General features: G+C 72.2%; 22 protein-coding genes. 7 read left to right on the plus strand and 15 right to left on the minus strand.

The annotated features are described in order from the left end of the window. Positions 1-197: 197 nt before the first annotated feature. Entirely contained in the window at positions 198-968 is a 771-nt protein-coding gene (locus AOK22_RS05590; RefSeq protein WP_055697440.1) for a metallophosphoesterase, read from the plus strand. 60 nt (positions 969-1,028) lie between these two features. Here AOK22_RS05590 and AOK22_RS05595 read toward each other — a convergent pair whose 3' ends face one another. Together AOK22_RS05595 and glnA are read right to left on the minus strand one after the other, a co-directional pair. After that, positions 1,029-1,880: a hypothetical protein gene (locus AOK22_RS05595; protein ID WP_157872181.1), complete on the minus strand. Its 852-nt coding sequence runs from the start codon at positions 1,878-1,880 to the stop codon at positions 1,029-1,031. A gap of 148 nt (positions 1,881-2,028) precedes the next feature. Then, positions 2,029-3,438 (minus strand): type I glutamate--ammonia ligase, encoded by a 1,410-nt coding sequence (glnA, locus tag AOK22_RS05600; RefSeq protein ID WP_055697459.1) that lies wholly within the window; start codon positions 3,436-3,438, stop codon positions 2,029-2,031. Positions 3,439-3,689: 251 nt separating this feature from the next. On the opposite strand from glnA, the gene AOK22_RS05605 reads away from it, so the two are divergent. Continuing rightward, complete coding sequence (locus tag AOK22_RS05605; protein ID WP_055697442.1) at positions 3,690-4,157, plus strand: RDD family protein; 468 nt, start codon at positions 3,690-3,692, stop codon at positions 4,155-4,157. Positions 4,158-4,282: 125 nt separating this feature from the next. On the opposite strand, the gene AOK22_RS05610 is transcribed toward AOK22_RS05605, so the two are convergent. The 4 genes from AOK22_RS05610 to lipB all read right to left on the minus strand — a co-directional run bounded on the left by AOK22_RS05610 (position 4,283) and on the right by lipB (position 7,544). Beyond that, a complete protein-coding gene (locus AOK22_RS05610; protein ID WP_055697443.1) occupies positions 4,283-4,990 on the minus strand; it encodes a DUF4191 domain-containing protein in 708 nt (235 codons plus the stop codon). Between the two features lie 30 nt (positions 4,991-5,020). Continuing rightward, positions 5,021-5,224, minus strand: coding sequence for an SCO2195 family GlnR-regulated protein (locus AOK22_RS05615; protein WP_055697444.1), 204 nt, complete (start codon positions 5,222-5,224; stop codon positions 5,021-5,023). 351 nt (positions 5,225-5,575) lie between these two features. After that, positions 5,576-6,541, minus strand: coding sequence for a lipoyl synthase (locus AOK22_RS05620; RefSeq protein WP_055697445.1), 966 nt, complete (start codon positions 6,539-6,541; stop codon positions 5,576-5,578). Between the two features lie 163 nt (positions 6,542-6,704). Then, positions 6,705-7,544 (minus strand): lipoyl(octanoyl) transferase LipB, encoded by an 840-nt coding sequence (lipB, locus tag AOK22_RS05625; RefSeq protein WP_055697446.1) that lies wholly within the window; start codon positions 7,542-7,544, stop codon positions 6,705-6,707. A 218-nt stretch (positions 7,545-7,762) separates the two neighbouring features. Here lipB and AOK22_RS05630 point away from each other — a divergent pair, with 218 nt between their 5' ends. Beyond that, the gene (locus AOK22_RS05630) at positions 7,763-9,208 is read left to right on the plus strand and encodes an NsdA family TPR-like regulatory protein (protein ID WP_055697447.1); all 1,446 of its coding nucleotides are present in this window, start codon (positions 7,763-7,765) and stop codon (positions 9,206-9,208) included. A 134-nt stretch (positions 9,209-9,342) separates the two neighbouring features. On the opposite strand, the gene AOK22_RS05635 is transcribed toward AOK22_RS05630, so the two are convergent. From AOK22_RS05635 to AOK22_RS05645, 3 genes are all read right to left on the minus strand, one after another. After that, positions 9,343-11,487 carry a family 20 glycosylhydrolase gene (locus AOK22_RS05635; RefSeq protein WP_244164698.1) on the minus strand — a complete coding sequence of 715 codons (2,145 nt, stop codon included), beginning with the start codon at positions 11,485-11,487 and terminating at the stop codon, positions 9,343-9,345. A 263-nt stretch (positions 11,488-11,750) separates the two neighbouring features. Next, entirely contained in the window at positions 11,751-13,115 is a 1,365-nt protein-coding gene (locus AOK22_RS05640) for an NAD(P)/FAD-dependent oxidoreductase (protein WP_055697449.1), read from the minus strand. A 186-nt stretch (positions 13,116-13,301) separates the two neighbouring features. Beyond that, positions 13,302-14,207 (minus strand): TIGR01777 family oxidoreductase, encoded by a 906-nt coding sequence (locus tag AOK22_RS05645; RefSeq protein WP_055697450.1) that lies wholly within the window; start codon positions 14,205-14,207, stop codon positions 13,302-13,304. A gap of 86 nt (positions 14,208-14,293) precedes the next feature. Between AOK22_RS05645 and AOK22_RS05650 the strand changes: the two genes are divergently transcribed. Beyond that, positions 14,294-14,782, plus strand: coding sequence for a GNAT family N-acetyltransferase (locus AOK22_RS05650; protein WP_055697451.1), 489 nt, complete (start codon positions 14,294-14,296; stop codon positions 14,780-14,782). Positions 14,783-14,873: 91 nt separating this feature from the next. After that, positions 14,874-16,019: a PP2C family protein-serine/threonine phosphatase gene (locus tag AOK22_RS05655; RefSeq protein WP_055697452.1), complete on the plus strand. Its 1,146-nt coding sequence runs from the start codon at positions 14,874-14,876 to the stop codon at positions 16,017-16,019. Between the two features lie 147 nt (positions 16,020-16,166). Here the strand turns inward: AOK22_RS05655 and AOK22_RS05660 are convergent, their stop codons facing one another. Then, on the minus strand, positions 16,167-16,817 hold the full coding sequence (locus tag AOK22_RS05660) for a TetR/AcrR family transcriptional regulator (RefSeq protein WP_055697453.1): 651 nt from the start codon (positions 16,815-16,817) through the stop codon (positions 16,167-16,169). A gap of 139 nt (positions 16,818-16,956) precedes the next feature. Here AOK22_RS05660 and AOK22_RS05665 point away from each other — a divergent pair, with 139 nt between their 5' ends. Continuing rightward, complete coding sequence (locus tag AOK22_RS05665; protein ID WP_055697454.1) at positions 16,957-17,760, plus strand: SDR family NAD(P)-dependent oxidoreductase; 804 nt, start codon at positions 16,957-16,959, stop codon at positions 17,758-17,760. Between the two features lie 24 nt (positions 17,761-17,784). Here AOK22_RS05665 and AOK22_RS05670 read toward each other — a convergent pair whose 3' ends face one another. After that, a complete protein-coding gene (locus tag AOK22_RS05670; protein ID WP_055697455.1) occupies positions 17,785-18,306 on the minus strand; it encodes a DUF4240 domain-containing protein in 522 nt (173 codons plus the stop codon). 133 nt (positions 18,307-18,439) lie between these two features. Between AOK22_RS05670 and AOK22_RS05675 the strand changes: the two genes are divergently transcribed. Beyond that, complete coding sequence (locus AOK22_RS05675; RefSeq protein WP_055697456.1) at positions 18,440-19,414, plus strand: SDR family oxidoreductase; 975 nt, start codon at positions 18,440-18,442, stop codon at positions 19,412-19,414. Here AOK22_RS05675 and AOK22_RS05680 read toward each other — a convergent pair. The 4 genes from AOK22_RS05680 to AOK22_RS05695 form a co-directional block, all read right to left on the minus strand. Continuing rightward, entirely contained in the window at positions 19,405-20,376 is a 972-nt protein-coding gene (locus tag AOK22_RS05680; RefSeq protein ID WP_055697460.1) for a helix-turn-helix transcriptional regulator, read from the minus strand. The two genes, AOK22_RS05675 and AOK22_RS05680, sit on opposite strands and share 10 nt — an antisense overlap. 81 nt (positions 20,377-20,457) lie before the next feature. After that, the gene (gene aceE / locus AOK22_RS05685; RefSeq protein ID WP_055697457.1) at positions 20,458-23,154 is read right to left on the minus strand and encodes a pyruvate dehydrogenase (acetyl-transferring), homodimeric type; all 2,697 of its coding nucleotides are present in this window, start codon (positions 23,152-23,154) and stop codon (positions 20,458-20,460) included. Positions 23,155-23,469: 315 nt separating this feature from the next. After that, complete coding sequence (locus AOK22_RS05690) at positions 23,470-24,093, minus strand: GntR family transcriptional regulator (RefSeq protein WP_055697458.1); 624 nt, start codon at positions 24,091-24,093, stop codon at positions 23,470-23,472. A gap of 140 nt (positions 24,094-24,233) precedes the next feature. After that, positions 24,234-25,065: 2-oxo acid dehydrogenase subunit E2 (locus AOK22_RS05695; protein WP_208606367.1), on the minus strand; the 832-nt coding region annotated here is incomplete at its 5' end.

Raw genomic sequence — 25,065 nt, forward strand, 5'->3', positions numbered from 1 at the left:
GTGGGGGAGGACGGCGGGCCCGAGGGGGGACGGCCCTCGGTGCGCTTTCTGCGGGGGTGAGTGCGGAGCGGCATACGGAGAGATCAATTCCGGTGCCGGCTGCACTACCTTGGGGCCATGGGTTTCGCGATACCCGGCCCCCTGGAGGCAGGTGCGACGGGCGGCTCCGGCGCCCCACGAGAGAAAGGCGCAGCACAATGATCGTGATCGCGCACCTCAGCGACCCCCACATCGACACCGACGACGGTGGGCACAGTGTCGGGCGGGCGCAGGCCGTCATGGACTACGTGAACGCGCTGCCGTACGACCTCGACCTCGTCATCGCCACCGGCGACATCGCCGACCACGCCGCGCCCGCCGAGTACGAGACGGCCCGCAAGGTGCTGGAGTCCCGGCACCCGATGCTCGTCTGCCCCGGCAACCACGACGGGCGCGCCGCGTTCCGCGAGCACCTCCTGGGCGAACCGGCGGGTACGGCGCCGGTCGACCGGGCGTACGTCACCGATCGCTTCGTCCTGGCGCTGTGCGACACCTCCGTCCCCGGCGAGAACCACGGCCGCCTGGCGGACGAGACGCTGACGTGGCTGTCCGGCCTGCTCGCCGACACCCCGCCCGACCGCCCCGTCCTCATCGGCTTCCACCACCCGCCGGTCCCGCTGAACACACCCCACGTGGACCCCATCCGCCAGTTCGACGAGCACCGCCTGGCCGAGCTGGCGGCACGCCACCCGAACGTGACCGCGTTCCTGGCCGGCCACGCCCACACCCCCGCGGCGACGACCTTCGCGGGCAGGCCCCTGCTGGTCGCCCCGGGCGTCGTCTCCACCCTCCGCCTCCCCTGGGAGCGCCAGAACGACCCGTCCCACCACGTCCACCGCGACCTTCCCCCGGCGCTCGCGTTCCACGTCCTGGACGAGGAAGGCCGCCTGACCACGCACTACCGCCCGGTGCCGGTCGCTTCCTCCTGACACCCTCCCGGTCCCGGGGCCTTCGCCGCCCCGGGACTCCGAGCCGGACCCCCTACGCCCTCACCCGGGCAACCGCACGTTCTCCCACTTGCTGTTGGGCTCCTCATGCACCCCCACCTGCACCAGCGGGCCCACCCGCTCCCCGGCGCAGCCGTCGCTCTCCGCGCGCGAGCACGCCAGCCGGTACTGCGGCCCCCAGACGCCGTCCCCGTTCCACTTCACCAGCTCCGCGCCGCACCGGGGACACGGGTCATAGGGCCCGCCGGGCACCTTGCGCACGGGGTGGCGGAAGACGCGCGGCTCGGTGAGGACCGCCGAGAGCCGGGAGGCCTCGATGTCCTCGTGGGGCAGGGCGAGACCGTAGTGCTCGCTCATGATCCGGTAGACGTCGGCCTCGTCCGGTATGAACAGCTCGCACTCGTCCGGGTCGTCCGGGTGCTCCGGATCTTGGAGGACCTTCCCGAGCCCCGCCTCGGCGACCAGCCGCCGGGTGAGGGGATGGTCCTCGTCCCCGTCACCGACCTCGCCCTCGTAGTACGACCAGTCGGGCCTGCCGTCGACGACCGCGCCGACGCTGGGCGGGTCCATGCCGTTGTCGCTGATCTCGACGCCCGTGATGGTGGACCACATGTGACGGACGCGGTCGTGCCGGTACCACGCGGTCGGCCCCCCGGCCCGCTCGAAGGCGAAGGCCCAGCCGGTACCGGTCTCCCCGACGAGCGCGTGGTCCGGCAGCGGCCCGGCCCCCCGCGCGCTCTCCCGCACCTGCCGGAACACCTCCGGCGCCAGGACGGAACCGTGCTCGGGCGCGATCATCCACGCCAACTCGCGGCTGGTGACACCGCGTACGAAGGTGAGGACCCCGCCCTCACCGATCAGCCGGGACATCCACCCGATGTCATGATCACTCATGCCCGGAGACGGTATACGCCCCCACTGACAGCCGAACCGACGCGACGCGACGGGGGCCGCCACCCGGTGTGGGTAGCGGCCCCCGCCGCGTCGCATGCCATCACGCCGACAAATCGACGCACCCCTCCGACGAATCGGCAGGGGGATCCTAGATGTCGAAGTACAGCTCGAACTCGTGCGGGTGCGGCCGCAGCTGGATCGGGGCGATCTCGTTCGTCCGCTTGTAGTCGATCCACGTCTCGATCAGGTCGGACGTGAAGACACCGCCGGCCTGGAGGTACTCGTTGTCCTGCTCCAGGGCGTCGAGGACGGCCGGGAGGGAGGTCGGGACCTGCGGGACGCCCGCGTGCTCCTCGGGGGCCAGCTCGTAGAGGTCCTTGTCGATCGGCTCGGCCGGCTCGATCTTGTTCTTGACGCCGTCGAGGCCCGCGAGGAGCAGCGCCGAGAAGGCCAGGTACGGGTTGGAGGACGGGTCCGGCGCGCGGAACTCGACGCGCTTGGCCTTCGGGTTCGAGCCCGTGATCGGGATGCGCATCGCGGCGGAGCGGTTGCGCTGCGAGTAGACCAGGTTGACCGGGGCCTCGAAGCCGGGGACCAGGCGGTGGTACGAGTTCACCGTCGGGTTGGTGAAGGCCAGCAGCGACGGGGCGTGCTTCAGGATGCCGCCGATGTAATAGCGGGCGGTGTCCGAGAGGCCCGCGTAACCCTGCTCGTCGTAGAAGAGCGGGTCGCCGCCGGACCACAGCGACTGGTGGACGTGCATGCCCGAGCCGTTGTCGCCGAAGATCGGCTTCGGCATGAAGGTCGCCGTCTTGCCGTTCTGCCACGCGACGTTCTTCACGATGTACTTGAAGAGCATCAGGTCGTCGGCCGCGGCGAGCAGCGTGTTGAACTTGTAGTTGATCTCCGCCTGGCCGGCCGTGCCCACCTCGTGGTGCTGGCGCTCGACCTGGAGGCCCTGCTTGTCCAGCTCCAGGGAGATCTCGGCGCGCAGGTCGGCGAAGTGGTCGACCGGCGGGGCCGGGAAGTAACCGCCCTTGTAGCGGACCTTGTAGCCGCGGTTGTTCTCGACGGCGCCGGTGTTCCAGGCGCCCGCCTCGGAGTCGATCTCGTACAGCGAGCGGTTCGCGGAGGTCTCGAAGCGGACCGAGTCGAAGACGTAGAACTCGGCCTCGGGGCCGAAGTACGCGGTGTCGGCGATGCCGGTCGAGGCCAGGTAGGCCTCCGCCTTCTTCGCGACGTTGCGCGGGTCACGGCTGTACTGCTCGCCCGTGATCGGGTCGTGGATGAAGAAGTTGATGTTGACCGTCTTGTCGCGGCGGAACGGGTCCACGCGGGCGGTCGACAGGTCGGCGCGCAGCGCCATGTCGGACTCGTGGATCGCCTGGAAACCGCGGATCGACGAACCGTCGAAGGCCAGCTCCTCGTCCGGGTCGAACGCCGCCGCCGGAATCGTGAAGTGCTGCATGACACCGGGCAGGTCGCAGAATCGGACGTCGATGAACTTGACGTCCTCGTCCGCGATGAACTTCTTCGCGTCGTCGGCGTTCTGGAACAACATCCAACTCCTCCTACTCCCGCCCGAGGCGGGACGGGGTTGCAAGCTCGTGGTGCGGCCAGTGCGGTGGCACACGCTGGGACCCGACCATAGGGACGGGGGATTTCTCAAGCATGACCCATTTGTTTCGCCGAAGTTAACCGCCCCGGGTGCGTGGGGCTCCGCTCCGGTCTTGTGGGTGACGTCACAGATGGTCGCTTTCCCGGTACCCGCCCGCCCCCCTGCCAAAAGGGGCGCAGTACCGTGGACGGGTGGACAACAGGCAAGCAATCGGATCGTGGCTGTCCGGCCCGCGCGCGGCCGCGGAGGACGCCGGTGTCGACTTCGGATACCGCGGCGAGCAGCTCGGTCTGCCCGAGGAGGGACCGGGGTCGATCGCGCGCCCCGGCCGCCGCATCGGCGCCATCGCCGTCGACTGGGGTCTGTGCATGCTCATCGCATACGGCCTGTTCGCCCGCGGTGACATGCAGGCGATGGGCAACTGGGCCCTCGGGATCCTCTTCGTGATGAGCGTGCTGACCGTCGGCACGGTCGGCTGCACCCCGGGCAAGGCCCTCTTCCGGCTGCGCGTCATCGCCGAGGGCGGCGGCCGGCTCGGCCTCGGGCGCGTCGTGATCCGCAGCGTCCTGCTCTGCATCGCCATCCCGGCCCTGATCTGGGACCGCGACGGCCGCGGCCTCCACGACCGCCTCGCCCGCGCCGTGCAGATCCGGGTCTGACGCAGAGAACGACACAAGAACGGCAGAGAGCGGCAGAGAACGGCGCTGACCCCACCGCACCGCTACGCACGAGGGGCCCGGAACCGATCGGTTCCGGGCCCCTCGTCGTCGTAGGAGGGAAAACGCTACTTCGCCATCGGGCCACCGCGCGGCATCCGCATGCCCTTGGGCATCGGGCCCTTCGGCAGCGGCATGTTCGACATCAGGTCGCCCATCGCGCGCAGCCGGTCGTTGGTCGCCGTGACCTGCGGGCCCGTGAGGACGCGCGGGAGCTTCAGGAGCGTCGTGCGGAGCTTCTTGAGGGAGACCGTGCCCTCCGCGGTGCCGACGATGACGTCGTGCACCGGGACGTCCGCCACGATGCGCGCCATCTTCTTCTTCTCGGCGGCCAGCAGGCCCTTCACGCGGTTCGGGTTGCCCTCGGCGACCAGGACGATGCCGGCCTTGCCGACGGTGCGGTGCACCACGTCCTGGCTGCGGTTCATGGCGACCGCGGGGGTCGTCGTCCAGCCGCGCCCGATCTTGTCGAGCACCGCGGCCGCCGCGCCGGGCTGGCCCTCCATCTGCCCGAAGGCGGCACGCTCGGCCCTGCGTCCGAAGACGATCGCCATCGCGAGGAAGGCGAGCAGGAAGCCGAGAATGCCCAGGTAGACCGGGTGACCGAGCCAGAAGCCGATCGCGAGGAAGACGCCAAAGGTGACGATTCCCACAGCCGCGATGATGAGACCGATCTTGGAGTCGGCCCGCCGGGTCATCTTGTAGGTCAGGGCGATCTGCTTGAGTCGCCCTGGCTCCGCGGCCGCATCCGCCGCGGTGGTTTCCTTCCTCGCCATGCCGTGAAGTCTACGTGTCCCCGCCAGCGACTACGACGTGCGGGTTGCCACGGCCTCCTCGAGTACGCGCAGCGCCTCGACCCGGTCCTTGGCGCGGCGCCGGTCCTCCAGGACGGAGGTCCAGGCGTTGCGGCGTGCGGTGCGCTGGCCGCCGCTCATCAACAGCGACTCGACGGCGCGCAGGGCGTCGGTGACGGACGGGATGGCGGTGGCGCGGACGGGCGCGGCCTGCATGATGGGGCCCTCCTGGGGAGCGGCTCGGGTGGGGGGAGCGGCTATGGGTAAGGCTGTACGTGCGGTGATACCAGGGTCACTGATTGGTGTTACCAGGGCGTGACCGACCGGTCAAACACCGATGAAACCTTGATACGGGTGCCGGAAACGCTGACGCGGCCCTGACGTTCCCCTTCACCTGCGGGGATCGTCAGGGCCGCGTCGTTACGGCCACTACTGGTCGGTAGTTTCTTGTGCGCCGATTCACACAGTGGGTGCTCGCCCGGCATGTGCCGGTGTCACCCGGGCGGTCCCGGGCACGCCTCGGGACCGCGTCCCGGAGCGCGCCGCGGACCGCGTCCGGAGCGCGCCTCAGACCGCCTGGGAGGCGACGTACGCGCCGCGCTTCTCGATCGCCATCTGGTAGAGCCGGCCCGCGCGGTACGAGGAACGGACCAGCGGCCCGGACATCACGCCGGAGAAGCCGATCTGCTCGGCCTCGTCCTTCAGCTCGACGAACTCGGCCGGCTTCACCCAGCGCTCCACGGGGTGGTGGCGCGGCGTGGGCCGCAGGTACTGGGTGATGGTGATGAGCTCGGTGCCCGCCTCGTGCAGCTGGCGCAGCGCCTCGCTGACCTCCTCGCGGGTCTCGCCCATGCCCAGGATCAGGTTGGACTTGGTGACCAGACCGGCCTCGCGGGCCTTCGTGATGACCTCGAGCGAGCGCTCGTAGCGGAAGCCGGGGCGGATGCGCTTGAAGATGCGCGGCACCGTCTCCACGTTGTGCCCGAGCACCTCGGGGCGGGACGAGAAGACCTCGGCCAGCTGGTCCGGGTCGGCGTTGAAGTCGGGGATGAGCAGCTCGACCTTGGTGAAGCCGCCCTCGCGCTCCGCCGTCATCGCGTGGATCTGGCGCACCGTCTCCGCGTACAGCCAGGCGCCGCCGTCCTCCAGGTCGTCGCGCGCCACGCCGGTGATCGTGGCGTAGTTCAGGTCCATCTTCACGACCGACTCACCGACACGGCGCGGCTCGTCGCGGTCGAGGGCCTGCGGCTTGCCGGTGTCGATCTGGCAGAAGTCGCAGCGCCTGGTGCACTGGTCGCCGCCGATGAGGAACGTGGCCTCGCGGTCCTCCCAGCACTCGAAGATGTTCGGACAGCCCGCTTCCTGGCAGACCGTGTGCAGTTCCTCGGTCTTCACGAGTTTCTGCAGGGCGTTGTACTCGGGGCCCATCTTCGCCCGGGTCTTGATCCACTCGGGCTTGCGCTCGATGGGGGTCTGGCTGTTCCGGACCTCCAGGCGCAGCATCTTGCGTCCGTCGGGTGCGACTGCGGACACATCGGCTCCCTGTAGCTTCGATTCTTCGGCGCACACCAGGGTACGCCCGTGATGTCGTTGGGCTTACTTCTGGCCAACCTCTGGACAACGGGGTCCATTCCCCGGACGCGGGTCGTCCCGCCATGCGGGCACGGGGTGTCCCGCGACGCGGTCGCGGCCCCGGCTAGGCGCTCGCGGGCGCGGCCTCCGTCGGCCGCTCGGTGGTGCTCGTCGCCGGCTGCTCGATCTCACGCGGCTTGAGCTCCGCGTTCTCCAGTACGTCGCGCAGGTGCCGCTCCACGACGGGCAGCACGTCGGCGATGGTGAGCGGGCGGTCCAGCTCGTACGCGAGGGACGTCACGCCCGCGTCGCGGATGCCGCACGGGATGATCCGGTCGAACCAGGTGTTGTCCGGGTTCACGTTCAGCGCGAAGCCGTGCATCGTCACGCCCTTGGCGACGCGGATCCCGATCGCGGCGATCTTGCGGTCCTCGCGGCGCTGTCCGGCGTTGGACGGCGCGTACTCGGGACCGTTGAACCGTGCGTCGAATTCGTCGTCCTGGAGGCGCGGGTCGAAGTCCAGGGAGAGCCCGCCGAGCAGCGGGCGCTGCTCCACCGGGTCGCCGAGGACCCACACGCCGCTGCGGCCCTCGACGCGCGTCGTCTCCAGGCCGAACTCCGCGCAGGTGCGGATCAGCGCCTCCTCCAGACGGCGCACGTGCGCCACGACGTCCACCGGGCGCGGCAGCTTCTGGATCGGGTAGCCCACGAGCTGGCCGGGTCCGTGCCAGGTGATCTTGCCGCCGCGGTCCACGTCGACGACGGGCGTGCCGTCCAGCGGGCGCTCGCTGTCCTCGGTGCGGCGGCCCGCGGTGTAGACGGGCGGGTGCTCCAGGAGCAGGCAGGTGTCCGGGATCTCGTCGGCGAAGCGGGCGGCGTGCACGCGGCGCTGCTCGTCCCACGCCTCCTGGTACTCCACGGCGTCCGGGCCGAAGCCCAGTCGGACGAACCGAAACTCACTCACGGCAGGTGCCTCCCTGAACGTTCACCGTGCACATATCGCGCCTCTGCCACTGTACGGGCCCCTCCGAGTGGCAACTCCAGGGCGGGTTCCTCACACGATCGGATGAATGAGGGGCGAAGGCGGCGATGAAGGCTGTGATGGCCGTTACATTCGCGCCGTTCACGAGGCCATAAGGGCTGTTCAAGGCAGGGCCCGGAAGGCAGGAGACCGCACCGCTGATGACGGAACGACCCCCGCAGCGCACCCCAAACCGACAGCTTGCCGCTCTGATTTCGGAAGCCGGGTTCTCCAATGCGGGTCTCGCGCGCCGCGTCGACCAGCTCGGCCTCGAGCATGGGCTCGACCTGCGCTACGACAAGACATCGGTGACCCGCTGGCTGCGCGGCCAGCAGCCGAGAGGCACCACCCCCGCGCTGATCGCCGAGGTCTTCACCAGACGGCTCGGACGACGGCTCTCCGCCCAGGACCTCGGCCTCGACGCCTGCGCGCCGGTGTACGCCGGTCTCGAGTTCGCGGCCACCCCCGAGGAGGCCGTCGACATCGTCGGCGGGCTGTGGCGCAAGGACTCCGGGAGCCACGCGGAGCTGCGGAAGATCGCGTTCACCCCGGCCGGGCTCGTCGTGCCCAGCCGGGACTGGCTGATCGGCCGCGCCGACGAGCGCGTCGGACGCGGCGAGACCGAACCCGGCCACACACGTGTCCCCGTGCAGGGCCGTCCCGCCGTGCCCCGGCAGCGGCAGGGCTCCGAGCGCGGGCCCGGCCAGCGGGTCACCAGCGGGGACATCGCGGCGCTGCGCTCCGTCGGCGAGCTGTTCCGCGCCCTCGACCACGCGTACGGCGGCGGGCACGCGCGCCAGGCGCTGGTCCGCTACCTGGAGCACGAGGCCGAGCCGATGCTGCGCGGCACGTACGGCGAGCAGGCCGGCCGACGGCTCTTCGCGGCCGCCGCCGATCTCACCCGCCTCGCGGGCTGGACCTCGTACGACATCGCGGCGCACGGCCTGGCCCAGCGGTACTACGTCCAGGCGCTGCGCCTGTCGCAGGCGGCGGGCGACCGTGCGTACGGCTCCTACGTCCTGGTCACCATGAGCCGCCAGGCCGTCTACCTCGGGCACGGGCGCGAGGCCGTCCAGCTCGCGCGGGTGGCCCAGCAGGGCGTCGGCTCCTCGGCGCCGCCCGTCGTGCAGTCCCTGCTGTACGCCGCCGAGGCGCGCGGGCACGGGGTGCTCGGCGAGGTGCGGGCCTGCACGGCCTCCCTCGTGCGGGCCGAGCGCGCGCTGGAGGCGTCCAGGCCCGGGGACGAGGTGCCGCACTGGGCGCGGTTCTTCGACGAGGCGCAGCTGGCCGACGAGTTCGGGCACAGCTACCGCGATCTCCAGCAGTACCGCGCCGCCGCCCAGCACGCCGAGCGCTCGCTCCAGCTGCGCGCCCCGGCCTTCGCGCGCAGCCGCCTGTTCTGCCGTGTGGTGCTCGCCACCGCCCGGCTCGGCCTCGGTGAGCTGGAGCAGGCCTGCCAGCTGGGCGCGGAGGCCGCGCAGGCGGCGGGCGAGATGCGCTCGGCACGGGCGCACGAGTACGTGCGCGACTTCGAGCGGCGCCTGGAGCCCTACCGGGACGCGGCGCCGGTGCGCGGGTACCGCGACAGGGTCGCGGCGCTCGGCTAGGCGGACGGACAGGCATGCGGGGGCCGCACCGGTGTGGTGCGGCCCCCGCCTCCCGCTTCCCGCCGCGATGGCTTCTTGTCGCCGCGCCGTCTTCCTGCGTACGACGGTCTGCGGGCCCGCAGGGGCCCGTGCGGTCACCGCAGGCGCGCGACCTCCTCGGGGGGCAACGCCTCGTCCCACGTCACCAGGTCGTCCAGATCGCCCCGCAGGCCCGCCTTCTCCGTCCCGATGGAGCGCAGGGGCAGCGGGATCGACGCGTTCACGGAGCCGGCCCGCTCCCCGTCGACGTACAACGTGGTCCGCCCCTTCGTCGCGACCCACGTCAGCCGTGTCCAGCGGTCCAGCGGCAGCGTGCGGTCGAAGCTGTGGTCCGCCTCGCCGTACCGCGTGAAGCCGACCCTGCCCGTGCCGTGCTGCATCAGCTTCAGGGCGCCCGCCCTGGAGCTGAGCAGGACCTGGTCGGGAGTGCGTGCGGTGGCGCGGACGCGGACCGAGACCGTCCACGGCTCGGCGACGTCCAGGCCGCCGAAGCCCACGCCGTCGCGGTCCGAGTCGAACCGCCAGGCCTGGCCGCGCACACCGGGCACGGGCGTGGGGTTGTCGATGATGTACGACGTGCCGGACAGGTCACCGGCCCTGTCCTCGGCGAGGATCGTGTTGCCGGGGCTGCCCGCGTACGTCCAGCCGCTCGGGTACGACGCGTCGTCGAAGGTCCAGTGGTGGCTGGGGCGCCCCGTCACGCGCGGCGGCACCGGCGCCGGCGTCGTGCCCGGGGGATCGCCGACGCGGGCGGCACGGGCCCGGAAGTCGGCGAGCGTGTCCGGTGCCGCGGAAGCGTTCCAGGCGCGGTCGGCGAGGATCGCGCGGGGGCCCGCCATGTGCTGCTCGAAGTAGCCGTCGTCGGCCCAGAAGTTGTAGTCGGCCCAGTTCGTGACGCCGGAGCCGAGCATGTCGGGGGAGTCGCTCGGCCGCCAGCTCCCGTACATCCAGGGCTCGTCCGGGTACAAGTGGTGGTAGTTGTTCGGGGTGTCGTAGAAGGGGCCGATGGCGATCTCGTCGTGGCCGGGGATCTCCGGCTCGGCGCCCGAGCCCTCCCAGGTGAGGAAGACGACGGGGGAGTGGACCTTCTGCCGGGGCGCGCTCAGGTGCTCGGAGCCGTTGTAGACGGCGGTCCGCTTGCCGTGCGAAGTGACCACGTCGTCAAGGGTGTTGATGTACCGGTTGAGCAGGTCGCCGAGCGTGGAGACGTCCGGGTCGGACGCCAGATGGTCCTTCACGCGCGGGCACTCGGCGAGCTGCCCCGGGACCTCCTCCGCGCCGATGGAGAAGAGCGGCGCGTCGAACCAGCCCGCGAACTCGTCGACGATCTCCTTCGACTTCTCGACCGCCTTCTCGCTGGTCATGTCGATGATCCAGTCGGGCGTGAGGTGGGAGTGCGTGTGCGCGCCCGTGCACGGGTCCGGCCCCGAGCCGAAGCCGATGCCGAAGGCCTCGCTGACGACGGTGGCGTGGCCGGGGAGTTCGAGGCCGGGCATCAGCTGGACGTGGTGGCGGGCCGCGAAGGCCTTGAGGTGCTCGATGTCGGCGCGGCTGTAGCTGTGCTCGGGGTCGGCGAGCCCCGGGAACCTCGGGCTGTACAGGCGGAAGCCCTCGGACTCGGAGAGGTGCAGCATGAGGGTGTTGAGCTTCTGGTCGCCCATCCTGCGGACGAGGTTCTCCAGAGAGCCGATCTTCCAGTACTTGCGGCCCGCGTCGAGGTGGACCATGCGGATCCGCTGCGCCGGGCGGTCCGTCGACGTGGCGCGGGGGACCGCCCGGTGGTCGTCGGCGGTGGCGCGCAGCAGTTGCAGCAGGGTGCGGGTGCCGTAGTAGAGGCCGTGGGTGGAGGCGCCCTCGATGCGGACCGGGCCCCTGCTGTCGAAGCGGTACCCCTCGGCGCCGAGCGCGCCGGCGTCGGTGAGGGTGAGGACGATGTCGCCCGGTGCCGGGGACCGGTCGGCGGTGACGCGGGGCGTGAGGCCGGTGACCTGCCTGATCTCCGTACGCAGCTGCGTGGCGAGTGCGCGTACGGACTGCCGTGCCGGGCCCGGGAGTTCGGCGCGCCCGGCGGGCAGCGCGGTCGCCGACGCGGTGCGCGGGTCGAGGACGATGCGGGTGGCGCGGGTGAGCGTGGCGCGGCCGTCCAGCGCGGTCCACTCGGTGGGGCGCGGGACCACGGGCGGCGGCGCCGCCGACCCGGCGGGCTCCGCGCGAGGGGTGTCGGCTTGAGCGCTGGGCAAGGCTAGAGCTCCCATGACTAGGCCGAGGATGAGCGATACCACCGGCACGGTGCGACGCACGTCGGTCCTCCCGCTGCTTGGCGATCCGGCTGGGACGGTAATCGCGTACTACCGCTGTGGCAAGGGGAGTTGCAGAGGTCTATGGGATGCCTGGGGGTGTCCCGGCATGCCGGGACAGGAGGAAGCCCCCGCGTGGGGGAGCGCGGGGGCTTCTGGGGAGCGGGACGATAGATCGGAGGGGTGGGTGGCGAGTGATGTCCGGATCAGGCCGCGACGGGCAGCGGTTCCTCGGTGTACGAGGGGGCGATGCCGAAGTCCGTGAGGACGGCGTGCGCCGCGCGCCGGCCCGAGTGCAGGGCGCCCTGGACCGTGCTGGTGTCCCGGTGGTCCCCGCAGACGTAGAGCCCCGAGAGCAGGCGCACCGGGCGGCGCAGGTCGTGCGGCGGCGGCATCGCGGGCACCGCCTCGCGGGTGTGGTGGACGGCGAGCGGTTCCCAGCGGTGGGTGGCGGTGCCGTACAGCGCGGCGAGGTGGGCGAGGACGGTGCGCTGGTCGGGCGGCGGGCCGAGCACCGTCGAGGAGACCAGGACGCGGCCGGCGGGGGCGCGCGAGGGGTCGACCTGGCTGACGACCGCGGTGTGGGCGACCGGTCCCGCGCGGTCGGCGTCCAGGAGCAGGGCGGGTCCGTCGAGCGGCGGTTCGGGCGCGGCGTGGTGGACCACCGTCACCTCGTGGAACGGCGGTACGCGCAGGCCGGGCAGGAGTTCGGCGGCGGCGCGGGCGTCGGTGGCCAGGAGCACGGCGCGGCACGGGAACTCGCCGTGCTCGGCGGTGGTGACGGAGGTCGTGGAGACCGAGGTGACGCGGACACCGGTGCGGACCGTGCCGGGCGGCAGCGCGGCGGCGAGGCGCTCGGGCAGCACCTCCGCGCCGCCCTCGGGCAGGCACAGCCGACCGCGCGCGAAGGCGTGCAGGGCGAGGTCCGCGCACCGGCTCGACGTGGTCAGGCCGGGGTCGCAGAGGAGGGCGGAGAGCAGCGGGCGCAGGAATCCCGCGATGGTCCGCGAGGGCAGCCCGCGGGCGGACAGGGCGTCGCCCGCCGGGAGTTCGGGGCGGGCCAGGAGGCGCTGGACCGGGGTCGCGGCGATCCGGGCGAGGGCACCGGCGAGCCGGGCCTGGTCGAGCGCGCCGCCCAAGGGGGCGGTGCGCGGTGCCGACCTGGCGGCGGCCCCGGCGGGCGTCCGCGGGGGCCGCGAGCCGAGGGGGGCGCTTGCCAGGGCGCGCGCCGTGGTGAGTGCGCCCCTCGCGCTCCGTCCGGGGACCGGTTCCGCGGCGCGGTGGTGGCGGCCCTCGCTGTGGACCAGGAGGCCGGGGGCGAAGGGGCGCAGGACGAGCGAGTCGAGGCCCGGTGTGCGGCGCAGTTCCGGATACGAGGTGGTGAGGAGCTGCCCGATCCTGTCGAGCCGGAACCCGTCGACCTTCTCGGTCGACATCCGGCCGCCGACACAGGGGGCGGCTTCCAGGACAAGGGTCGTGACACCGGCGCTGGTCAGCCGATGCGCTGCCGAGAGCCCCGCGGCCCCGGCTCCCACGATGACGACGTCCGCATGGTGCGCAGGCTCTGGCACGTGCCCCTCCCGAGGTCGCGCGGCGTGTGGGGTCCTGATGCCCCCGACAGGGCCCGGGAATACCCCCGGTTCGGGACGAGGGTAGGAGCGGTTCCGGTCGGCGGCAGTCGCGCATGCACCGGGCACGGTCGCACGCCGGTCGCACGATCCGTTCCCGCGCCCCCTTCTTCCCCAGAACGGGCGCCCTTATCGCAGGGCGGCCCGGATCGCCTCGTCGATGCCCGGGAACGCGAAGGAGAAGCCGGACTCCAGGAGTCGGGTCGGCAGCACCCGCTGGCTGCCGAGCACGTCCCCGGCCATCTCGCCGAGCACCAGGCGCAGCGCGGGCGCGGGCGCCGTGAGCAGCGTCGGCCGGTGCAGCACCCGCCCCATCGCGGCCGTCACCTCGCGGTTGGTGAGGGGATCGGGCGCCGTGAGATTGACGGGCCCCGCCAGCGTGTCCGTGTCGATGAGGTGGCGCAGCGCGGCGACCTCGTCGTGCAGGGAGATGTAGCTCCAGTACTGCCTGCCGTCGCCCAGGCGCCCGCCGAGCCCCGCCTTGAACAGGGGGAACAGCCGCCCCCACGCCCCGCCCTCGCGGCCGATCACCAGGCCGTTGCGGGCGAGGACGGTGCGGATGCCCGCCTCGTGCGCCGCGGCGGCGGCGCCCTCCCACTCCACGCACAGCGACGGCAGGAAGCCCTCGCCGGCGGGGGCGCTCTCGTCCACCGCGCGCTGCCCGGTCTCGCCGTAGTAGCCGATCGCACTGGCGTTCACGAACACCCGCGGCGGTTCGTCGAGGGAGGCCACGGCGGTGGCGAGCGCGGTGGTGCCGAGGACCCTGCTGTCCCGGAGCTCCCGCTTGTACGCGTCGGTCCAGCGGTGGTCGCCGATGCCCGCGCCCGCGAGATTGACGACGGCGGAGCAGCCGGCGAGCCCGGCCGTGTCGACGTACCCCTCCTTGGGGTCCCAGCGCACCTCGTCCGCGGCCCGGGGGGCTCTGCGCACCAGCCGCACCACCTCGTGCCCGTCGGCGGCCAGGGACCGGGTCAGCGCCGTGCCGATGAGCCCGGAGGCGCCGGCCACGGCCACGCGGGACTGTGTGGATTCCATGCGTCCATCCTGCCCCGAGACGCCGGGCTGAGGCCTGCCTCGTGAAGCGACGGTGGTACGCGGCCCCGCCGCCGTACAGTGGCGCCATGCCGGACTTGCACATACGCACCGCCCTGCCCGAGGACGACGACGCGCTCGCCCGCCTCGACCGCGCCACGTGGTCCACGCTGCACGCGGTCCACCCCCGCCCCCAGCCGCCCTACGAGCCCTTCTTCGACGACCGCTTCGGGCCCCGCGACCACCTGGTCGCCGAACTGGCCGGGCGGCTCGTCGGCTATGTGAAGCTCGGCTACCCCACCCCGCTGCTCGTCAACGCGCACGTCCGCCAGATCCAGGGCTTCGTCGTCGCCGAGGACGTGCGCGGCAGGGGCGTCGGCAAGCGGCTGATCCGGGCCGCCATGGACGAGGCCCGCCGCCAGGGGGCGCTCCGCATCACGCTGCGGGTCCTCGGCCACAACACCCCGGCACGCAAGCTCTACGAAGGGGAGGGCTTCGCCATCGAGGGCGTGCTGCCCGGCGAGTTCCTGCTGGACGGCGCCTATGTGGACGACGTCCTCATGGGCCGCCCCCTCTGACACCCCGGGCGGGAGCACCCGGCGACCGGCCCGGGGTGCGCCCGCCCCGCACGCGTAGGAGCGTGAAGAGTACGCGGGAAGGAGCGCACCGGTGACCAGGGCCGCGGCCAGCCGTCGGGACCAGGAGGATGGGGGCTGGCTGCGCGGTGCGCCGCCGCCCCGGTGGGTGCGGGGTGCGCCGCCGGTGCTCCTGGCCGTGATCTGCGTCGTCCAGGTGGCCACCCCGAAGCCGGTCGACCTCGGTTTCCTGCTCGCCGCCGTCCCGCCGCTCGCCGCCCTGGCGTACGGTCCCGCCGCCACCGCCGTCTTCGGCGGCGCCTCCATCGCCCTGATCGCCCTGCCGGGCTTCGGGCTGGACCGGCCGGGGGAGAGCGACGCGGCGACGGTCGCCTTCGTGGCGCTGCTCAGCGTGCTCTTCTCCTGGCTGCGCAGCCGCCGCGACGCCCAGCTGGTGACCGTGCGCAGCGCCGCCGAGGCCGCCCAGCTCGCGGTGCTCCCGCCGCTGCCCGAGCGGGTGGGGGCGGTGCGCTGCGCGGGCCTGTACCGGGCGGCGCAGCGCGGCACGCTGGTCGGCGGCGACTTCTACGACATCCGCAGGGGGCCGTGCGGTGTCCGCGCGCTGGTCGGCGACGTGCAGGGGCACGGGCTCACCGCGGTCGGCACGGTCGCCGCGCTGCTCGGGGCGTTCCGCGAGGCGGTCCTCGACCAGCCCGACCTGGAGGGCGTGGCGGCCCGCCTGGACCGCAGGCTCGTCGTGGACGCGGCGCAGGACGAGCACGCCGAGCTGTTCGCGACGGCGGTGCTCCTGGAGTTCCCCGACGACTCTCCCGTCGTACGTGTCGTCTCCTGCGGCCACCCGCCGCCGCTGCTGCTGCGCGGCGCCGAGGTCATCGAGCCCGCCGTGCCTCCGGGCCCGCCGCTCGGCCTCGGCATCGCGGGCGTGGCCCCGCCCGAGCGGCTGACGGTGCCGCTGCTCGACGGCGACCTGCTGCTCGGCCTGACCGACGGGGTGATCGAGGCGCGGGACACGACCGGCAGGTTCTACCCGCTGGCGCCGCGCCTGGCCGAACTGGTGAAGGCGGAGCCGGCACTCCTGGACGACCCGGCGGAGCTCACGGCCCGGATCTGGTCGGACGTGACCCGCCACGCGAGCCGGATCAGGGACGACGTCACGATGATGGTGTTCGCCCCGGACCCGGAACCGGCAGGGGACAGCGGGGACGGGGCCTGCGCCTAGGCCTCCGTCGGTTCTGCCGGCCGTCCGCGGCGGGGCGGGCGCCGGTCTCCGCGGGCCCCTGTCCGAGCCGCCTCGCCGGGACCGGCCACCGGCCTCCGAGAGCCCGCCCCGGCAGCGGTTCGTGAGCAGTCCGTCCCTGCCGCTCCCTCAGGGCCGCGCCCGCGTCAACGGCCCCATCCCGCCCATCAGTTCCCGCAGGCACCGGACCGCCAGGTCCGCCGGGGAGCCCGGACCCGTGACGTCCGCGTCCGACTCCGCCCAGGTCTCCAGGGCGATCCGGATCGCGTCGGTCGCCGCCGCCGCGGCCAGACGGACCTCCAGGGGCCCCGCGTCCGCGCCCGCGAGCTCCGCGACGACGGGGCGCAGCCGCTCCTCCGACTCCTGGTTCACGCGGTACCAGACCGCCCGCAGCGCCGGGTCGTCCACGGCGGCGCGCAGCAGCCCGCGGGCCTGGCGCAGGCCTGCCTCGGCGGCCTCGTCCGGCGCGGCGAGCGCCTCGGCGATCGCGTGCTCCAGCGCCTCGGGGAGGTCCGCGCCCGGCTCGCTCGCGGCCAGCAGCGCGCGCCACCGCTCCCCGCCGACGGCGAGCAGCGGGCCCACGGCGTCCTGCTTGTTGCGGAAGTACCGGTAGAACGTGCGCAGCGCGACCCCGGCCCGGCCCGCGATGGCCTCGGCCGTCGTGCCGTCCGGCCCGTGCGCGGTGAAGAGCTCGGCCGCGGCGTGCGCGATCTCCAGCTGGGTGGCCAGCTTGCGGCGCTCCGTGAGGGAGAGGGGCGGGGTGGACGTCTGAGTGCTCACCCGTCGAAGCCTACGCCGCCACCCGGCCCGAACGGCATGTTTGGACTATGTGGCACATTGTGCCACTCAGGCGTACTGTGTAGTACGAAGTCGAAGCACGACCAGTCGCGACGTCCGCGCCGCGGAAGTGGAGAACGCCATGAGCGCCCAGCAGCACCTCACCCGTTACGAAGGCCGTCGCGCCCTGGTCACCGGCGGCGGCTCCGGCATCGGCCAGGCCACCGTCCTGCGCATGCTCGCCGAGGGCGGCCGGGTCGTCGCCGCCGACGTCAGCGAGGATGGCCTGAAGGACACCGTCGCCAAGGCGGGCGCCGCCGCGGAGCGCCTCACCACCGTCGTCGTGAACATCGCCGACGAGGCCTCGGTGCGCGCCGGTGTCGCCGCCGCCACCGCCGCGCTCGGCGGCCTGGACGTCCTGGTCAACGCCGCGGGCATCCTGCGCTCCTCGCACACCCACGAGACCACCCTCGACGCCTTCAACCAGGTCATCGCCGTCAACCTCACCGGCACGTTCCTGATGATCCGCGAGGCCGTCCCTGCGCTCCTGGAGGGCAACGGCCCCGCCGTCGTGAACTTCAGCTCCACGTCCGCGATGTTCGCCCACCCGTACATGGCGGCCTATGCGGCGAGCAAGGGCGGCATCCAGTCCATGACGCACGCCCTGGCCAGCGAGTACGGCAAGCAGGGCATCCGCTTCACCGCCGTGCAGCCCGGCTCCATCTCCTCGGGGATGACCGACGGCTCCGGCGCCAGCAGGCAGAGCGTCGGCCCCGGCCTGCCCGAGGACGCCGACATGAGCCTGTTCGTGAAGCTCGCGCCCGCGCTCGGCCAGGGCTTCGCCGGACCCGAGACCGTGGCCTCCGTCGTCGCCATGCTCGCCTCGGACGACGGCCGCTTCATCACCGGCACCGAGGTCCGCGTCGACGGCGGCACGCACTTCTGACGGGCCGCGGGGCCGGGGCGGACCTCAGTCCGCCATGAACCGGCCCCACAGCTTCGGATAGCGCTGCGCCATCACCGCGTCGTCCTCGAAGTCGATCGGCGTCCCCGCCGGCTCCGGGGGCGCCGGCGCGATGCCGAGATCCGGGCCGACGACCCCGGTGAGCTGCTCGTACGCCTCGTCCGCGGCGTAGCCGAGCTCCTCGCCGTCCCCGTCCAGCTCCTCGTCGAAGTCCTCCAGGAGGTCGGCGAGGGAGTCCGGGTCGTGCACCGCGCCCTCGAAGACCTCCCGGCCCTGGCCGATCAGCCAGCACCGGAAGTAGTCGAAGGCGTCGTCGCTCGCGCCGCCGAGCAGCACCCAGGCGGCGCCCCACAGGTCCCAGCGGTAGGCGCGGTTGTAGCGGGACTCGAAGTGACGGGCGAAGTCGAGGACGGAGTCCGGGTCGGACTGCAGCAGTCTCTCGACGAGCAGCTCGGCGTGGTCCTCGGGGTCGCCGCCGGCGGCCTCGCGGGTGCGGTCCACGATCTCCCAGAACTCCGTCTCGTCCATCACGGGTCCAGCATCCGTCCTGGGGGGTGGGGGCGCACGCGGAGTGCGCCGGAATGCGGCTGTCTCGTTATGCGTCACATGCCGATGGAAAGGCCGACAGCAGGTGTCGGGATTTGGTGGCAGCTTTGACGGCATGAAGACCACGAACGCCGCGAAGACGGCACCGTCGGACACCCCGCGGCAGGACTCCGCGCAGCCCCTCACCGGAAAGATCGCCCTCGTCGCGGGCGCCACCCGCGGCGCGGGCCGCGCGATGGCCGTCGAGCTGGGCCGCGCCGGAGCCACCGTGTACGTCACGGGCCGCACCACCCGCGAGCACACCAGCGAGATCGGCCGGACCACCGAGACCATCGAGGGGACCGCCGAGCTGGTCGACGAGGCCGGCGGCAAGGGCATCGCCGTGCCCACCGACCACCTGGAGTCCGAGCAGGTCGCGGCCCTCGTCGAGCGCGTCGACCGCGAGCAGGGCCGCCTGGACATCCTGGTCAACGACATCTGGGGCGGCGACATCCACGTCGAGTGGGACAAGAAGATGTGGGAGCACGACCTCGACAAGGGGCTGCGCATCCTGCGCCTCGGCATGGAGACCCACATCATCACCAGCCGCCACGCGCTGCCGCTGCTGATCAGGAACCCCGGCGGCCTGGTCGTCGAGGTCACCGACGGAACCGAGGAGTACAACCGCACCACCTACCGCAAGCCGTTCTACTACGACCTCGCCAAGGCGGCCCCGCTGAGGATGGCGCACAACCTCGCCGAGGAGATCGAGGAGTACGGCTGCACGGCGCTGTGCCTGACGCCCGGCTGGCTGCGTTCGGAGGCCATGCTCGACACCTACTTCAAGGTGACCGAGGAGAACTGGCTCGACGGGCGCAAGCAGAACCCGCACTTCGCGATCTCCGAGACGCCGACGTTCGTGGGCCGTGCCCTCGTCGCGCTCGCCGCCGACCCGGAGGTGGCCCGCTGGAACGGCGCCTCGCTCTCCAGCGGCGGACTGGCCAAGGAGTACGGCTTCACCGACGTGGACGGCTCGCGGCCCGACGCCTGGCGCTACATCGCGGAGGTCGAGCAGGCGGGCAAGGAGGCGGACGTCACCGGCTACCGGTAGAGCTCGGCCGTCCGCGCCGCGGCGTCCGCGAAGCGCTCGCGCAGACTCAGGGGCTCCAGGACCTCCACCTCCGGGCCGAGCCCCAGGAGCTGCGTATAGGCCACGTCCTCGTTCTCGACGGGCAGGGTGATCGTCACCCGGCCCGTCGCGTCGGGCTCGCCCGCCGCCTCCAGCGCCTCCTGCACGGACACGGCATCGGTGGCGTACGGCAGCCGGCGCACCCCCGCCCCGGTCAGCCGCACCACGACCTCGGACCTGAGGATCGCCCGCGCGAACTGCGCGGCCCGCTCGTCCCAGAAGCCCGGCAGGTCGAACTCCTCGTCGCGCACGAACCGTTCCTCGCCCGGGGCGACCGCGGTGAAGCGGTCGATGCGGTACACGCGGAACGTCCCGGACTCCGGCACCCGCGCGCACAGGTACCAGACGCCCGCCTTGAGCACGAGCCCGTACGGCTCCAACTCCCGCTCCACCTCGGCCTCCTGGCGGCGGTAGCGGGCCGTGACCCGGCGGTCGTCCCACACCGCGTCCGCGATCGCGGGCAGCAGCTCGGGCGCGTGCGTCTCCTTGAACCAGCCCGGCGCGTCCAGATGGAAGCGCTGCGCGGCGTTCTGCGAGGCGTCCCGCAGCGAGGGCATCAGCGCCGCCGACACCTTCAGCCGGGCCGCCGACGCGGCGTCCTCCAGGCCCATCTCCCGCAGCGCGCCCGGCACTCCGGACAGGAACAGCGCCTCGGCCTCGCTGCGCCCGAGCCCCGTGAGGCGGGTGCGGTAGCCGCCGATCAGCCGGTATCCGCCGGTGCGGCCCCGGTCGGCGTAGACGGGCACGCCCGCCTCGGACAGCGCCTGCGCGTCGCGCGTGATGGTCCGCTCGGACACCTCCAGCTCCGCGGCCAGCTCGGCGGCGGTCATGGACGGCCGGGCCTGGAGCAGGAGCACCATCTTGATGAGGCGGGCAGCGCGCATGGCCCCCATGATGCCGTCCACCACGACGCCCGCCCGTTCACCGTGGGGTGAACGGGCGGGCGGTCGTGAAATCCCGAGGACCTACAGGCCGTACTTGGCCCGGGCCTCCTTCACCGCGGAGGCCGGCACCTCGCCCCGGCGGGCGAGCTGCGCCAGCGCGGCCACGACGATCGACTGCGCGTCGACGCCGAAGTGACGGCGCGCCGCCTCACGCGTGTCGGAGAGGCCGAAGCCGTCCGCGCCGAGCGAGGAGTAGTCCTGCTCGACCCACTGCGCGATCTGGTCGGGGACCTGGCGCATGTAGTCGGAGACGGCGAGCACGGGACCCTCGGCACCGTCGAGCGCCTTGCGGATGAACGGCGTCCGCTCCTCGCCGCGCAGGATGGCCTCGTCGGCCTCCAGCGCGTCGCGGCGCAGCTCGGTCCAGGACGTCGCGGACCACACGTCGGCGGCCACGCCCCACTCCTCGGCGAGCAGCTTCTGGGCCTCCAGGGTCCAGTGGATCGCCGTACCCGAACCGAGCAGCTGGATGCGCGCGGCGTTGGCCGCGGGCGAGAGGCCCGCCGTCTCGGCCGTGTTGAAGCGGTACAGGCCCTTGATGATGCCCTCGTCCACATCCGCGGGCTTCGCGGGCTGCGGCATCGGCTCGTTGTAGACCGTGAGGTAGTAGAAGACGTTCTGGTCTTCGCCCTCGTGGGCCTCGCCGTACATGCGGCGCAGACCCTCCTTGACGATCGCGGCGATCTCGTAGGCGAACGCCGGGTCGTACGACAGGGCGGCCGGGTTGGTCGCGGCGATCACCGGCGAGTGGCCGTCGGCGTGCTGCAGACCCTCACCGGTCAGCGTCGTGCGGCCGGCGGTGGCGCCGATCAGGAAGCCGCGGCCGAGCTGGTCGCCGAGCTGCCACATCTGGTCGGCCGTGCGCTGCCAGCCGAACATCGAGTAGAAGATGTAGAACGGGATCATCGCTTCGCCGTGCGTCGCGTACGACGACGACGCGGCGATGAAGTCCGCCATCGAACCGGCCTCGGTGATGCCCTCGTTGAGGATCTGGCCGTTCTTGGCTTCCTTGTAGTACATCAGCTGGTCGCGGTCGACCGGCTCGTACGTCTGGCCCTTGGGCGAGTAGAGGCCGAGCGACGGGAAGAGCGACTCCATGCCGAAGGTGCGCGCCTCGTCGGGGACGATCGGCACCCAGCGCTTGCCGGTCTCCTTGTCGCGTACCAGGTCCTTGACCAGGCGTACGAAGGCCATGGTCGTCGCCACCGACTGGGAGCCGGAGCCCTTGTCGAAGGAGGCGAACGCCTTGTCGGCGGCCTGCGGCAGCGCGGGCAGCGGCTGCGTGCGGCGGGCCGGGGCCGGGCCGCCGAGGGCCGCGCGGCGCTCCTGGAGGTAGCGGACCTCGGGGGCGTCGGCGCCCGGGTGGCCGTAGGGCACCACGCCGTCGACGAACTGGCTGTCGCTGATGGGGAGCTCAAGAAGGTCACGCATGTTCTTGAACTCGTCCGTCGTCAGCTTCTTCATCTGGTGGTTCGCGTTCTTCGACGCGAAGCCCTCACCCAGGGTGAAGCCCTTGACGGTCTGCGCCAGGATCACGGTCGGGGCGCCCTTGTGCTCCAGGGCGGCCTTGTACGCGGCGTAGACCTTGCGCGGCTCGTGGCCACCGCGCGAGAGGTGGAAGCACTCCAGGATCTTGTCGTCGGACAGCAGCTTCGCCATCTCGACGAGCGCCGGGTCCTTGCCGAAGAAGTCCTCGCGGATGTAGGCGGCGTCACGCGTCTGGTACGTCTGCACCTGCGCGTCCGGCACCTCGCGGATGCGGCGGATCAGGGCGCCGGTGGTGTCGAGCTGGAACAGCTCGTCCCAGGCGTTGCCCCACAGCGACTTCACGACGTTCCAGCCGGCGCCGCGGAACTGGGCCTCCAGCTCCTGCACGATCTTGAAGTTGGCGCGGACCGGGCCGTCGAGGCGCTGCAGGTTGCAGTTGATGACGAAGGTCAGGTTGTCCAGACCCTCGCGGCTCGCCAGCGCGAGTGCCGCCGTCGACTCGGGCTCGTCCATCTCGCCGTCACCGAGGAACGCCCACACGTGCGAGGCGGAGACGTCCTTGATGCCGCGGTTGGTGAGGTACCGGTTGAAGCGCGCCTGGTAGATGGCGGAGAGCGGACCGAGACCCATGGAGACGGTCGGGAACTCCCACAGCCAGGGCAGACGGCGCGGGTGCGGGTACGACGGGAGGCCGTTGCCGCCGGCCTCCTGGCGGAAGTTGTCGAGCTGCGCCTCGTCGAGGCGGCCGTCGAGGAAGGCGCGGGCGTAGATGCCGGGGGAGGCGTGGCCCTGGATGTAGAGCTGGTCGCCGGAGCCGTCCCCCTCCTTGCCCTTGAAGAAGTGGTTGAAGCCGGTCTCGTACAGCCAGGCCGCGGACGCGAAGGTCGCGATGTGGCCGCCGACGCCGTGCTTGGAGCCGCGGGTCACCATCGCGGCCGCGTTCCAGCGGTTCCACGCGGTGATCTTCCGCTCCATCTCCTCGTCACCGTCGATGGACGGCTCGGCGGAGGTGGGGATGGTGTTGACGTAGTCGGTCTCGAGGAGCTTGGGCAGCGCCAGGCCCGCGCCCTCGGCGCGCTCCAGCGTGCGGCGCATCAGGTACGCGGCACGGTGCGGCCCGGCCGCCTCGGTGACGGCGTCCAGGGAGGCCTGCCATTCGGCGGTCTCCTCGGGGTCGCGGTCCGGGAGCTGGTCGAGCTCGCTCGGCTGGATTGCGGAGGGGTCGGTCATTGCGCCGCCTTCCTGAGTCGGAGGGGGTCCCCTGTTCGGTAAGGGGTGGGGGTGCCCGTTGTCTTGGCAGGACAGGGCGTGGGACTCCGGTGAGAGCCCGCCGTCGACTGTAAGCCCGTGATCGATGATCGATCAAAGCTTGAACGGCAAAATCTCTTAGGATCGAGAAAGTCGGCATCGGGTGCCAGAAAACCGGGCACCGGGTGCCTTCGATTCCAAGGGTTTACGCAGGTGAGAGCGTGTCTGGCGCCACATTCGGAGGGCACATCCGCGACCGCGGTGCCACGGATGAGCGCATTCCGCGGGGGAGAGGCCTCAGGCGCGCGGCGCGCAGCCCAGGACGTGGGACTTGACCAGGTCCGCGATGGCGGGGTCGCGGCGGCGGAAGGCGGAGACGAGGGCCTCGTGCTCCTCCGCGTACGACTGCTGGACCGTGCCCAGCCAGCGGATCGACAGGGCCGTGAAGACCTCGATGCCGAGGCCCTCCCAGGTGTGCAGGAGGACGGAGTTGTCCGCGGCGCGCACCAGCTCGCGGTGGAAGGCGACGGTGTGCCGCACCTGCCCGGTGCCGTCCGCGGCGCGGTCCGCCTCGTAGAGCGCCGCGACATGGGGTTCCAGGGCCGAGCAGTCCTCGGCGAGGCGCTCGGCCGCCAGCTCCGCGGCGATCGCCTCCAGGCCCGCGCGGACGGGGTAGCTCTCCTCCAGGTCCGCGGCGGTCAGATTCCGCACGCGGACGCCCTTGTTGGGCGCCGACTCGATGAGCCGCAGCGTCTCCAGCTCGCGCAGGGCCTCGCGGACCGGGGTCTGGGACACCTCCAGCTCCACGGCGATCCGGCGCTCCACGATGCGCTCGCCCGGCTTCCAGCGCCCGCTGACGATCCCCTCCACGATGTGCTCGCGGATCTGTTCGCGCAGCGAGTGAACGACGGGCGCGGTCATGTGGGCTCCTCAGGCAGGGGCAGGCAGGCGCCCCAGGGCGTTTGTGACCCCTAGACAATACGGCGACGCCCCCGTCCGGAAGGCTCCGGACGGGGGCGTACGCGCTGATGAGACGAGTGTTACAACGCCTCCTGGGTGACCTACAGGCCGAGCTCGACCTCGAACTCGCCGGCCTCCAGGATCGCCTTGACCGCGGTCAGGTAGCGGGCGGCGTCCGCGCCGTCCACCAGACGGTGGTCGTAGGAGAGCGACAGGTACGTCATGTCACGGACGGCGATGGTCTCGCCGAGGTCCGGGTGGTTGATGACGACCGGACGCTTGACCGTGGCACCGATGCCGAGGATCGCGGCCTGGTTCGGCGGCACGATGACCGTGTCGAACAGGGCGCCGCGCGAACCGGTGTTGGAGATCGTGAAGGTGGCGCCGGACATGTCGTCCGGGGTGAGGCCACCGCCACGGGCCTTGCCGGCCAGCTCGGCGGTCTTCTTCGAGATGCCGGCGATGTTCAGGTCGCCCGCACCCTTGATGACCGGCGTCATCAGACCCTTCTCGGCGTCCACGGCGATGCCGATGTTCTCCGAGTCGAAGTACGTGATGGTGCCTTCGTCGTCGTTGATCCGGGCGTTGATGACCGGGTGGGCCTTCAGCGCCTGGGCGGCGGCCTTGACGAAGAACGGCATCGGGGAGAGCTTGACGCCCTCACGGGCCGCGAACGCGTCCTTCGCCTTGGCGCGCAGCTTCATCAGCTTGGTGATGTCGACCTCGACGACCGAGGTCAGCTGGGCCTGCGAGTGCAGCGCCTTCATCATGTTGTCGCCGATGACCTTGCGCATGCGGGTCATCTTGACCGTCTGGCCGCGGAGGGGGGAGACCTCCAGGGCCGGGGCCTTCGACGCGGCCGGAGCAGCGGCGGCGGCCGGAGCCGGAGCGGCCTTCTTGGCCTCGGCGGCCGCGAGGACGTCCTGCTTGCGG

The sequence above is a fragment of the Streptomyces silaceus genome (genome assembly GCF_001419745.1).
In the GTDB taxonomy this organism is placed as follows: Bacteria; Actinomycetota; Actinomycetes; order Streptomycetales; family Streptomycetaceae; genus Streptomyces; species Streptomyces silaceus.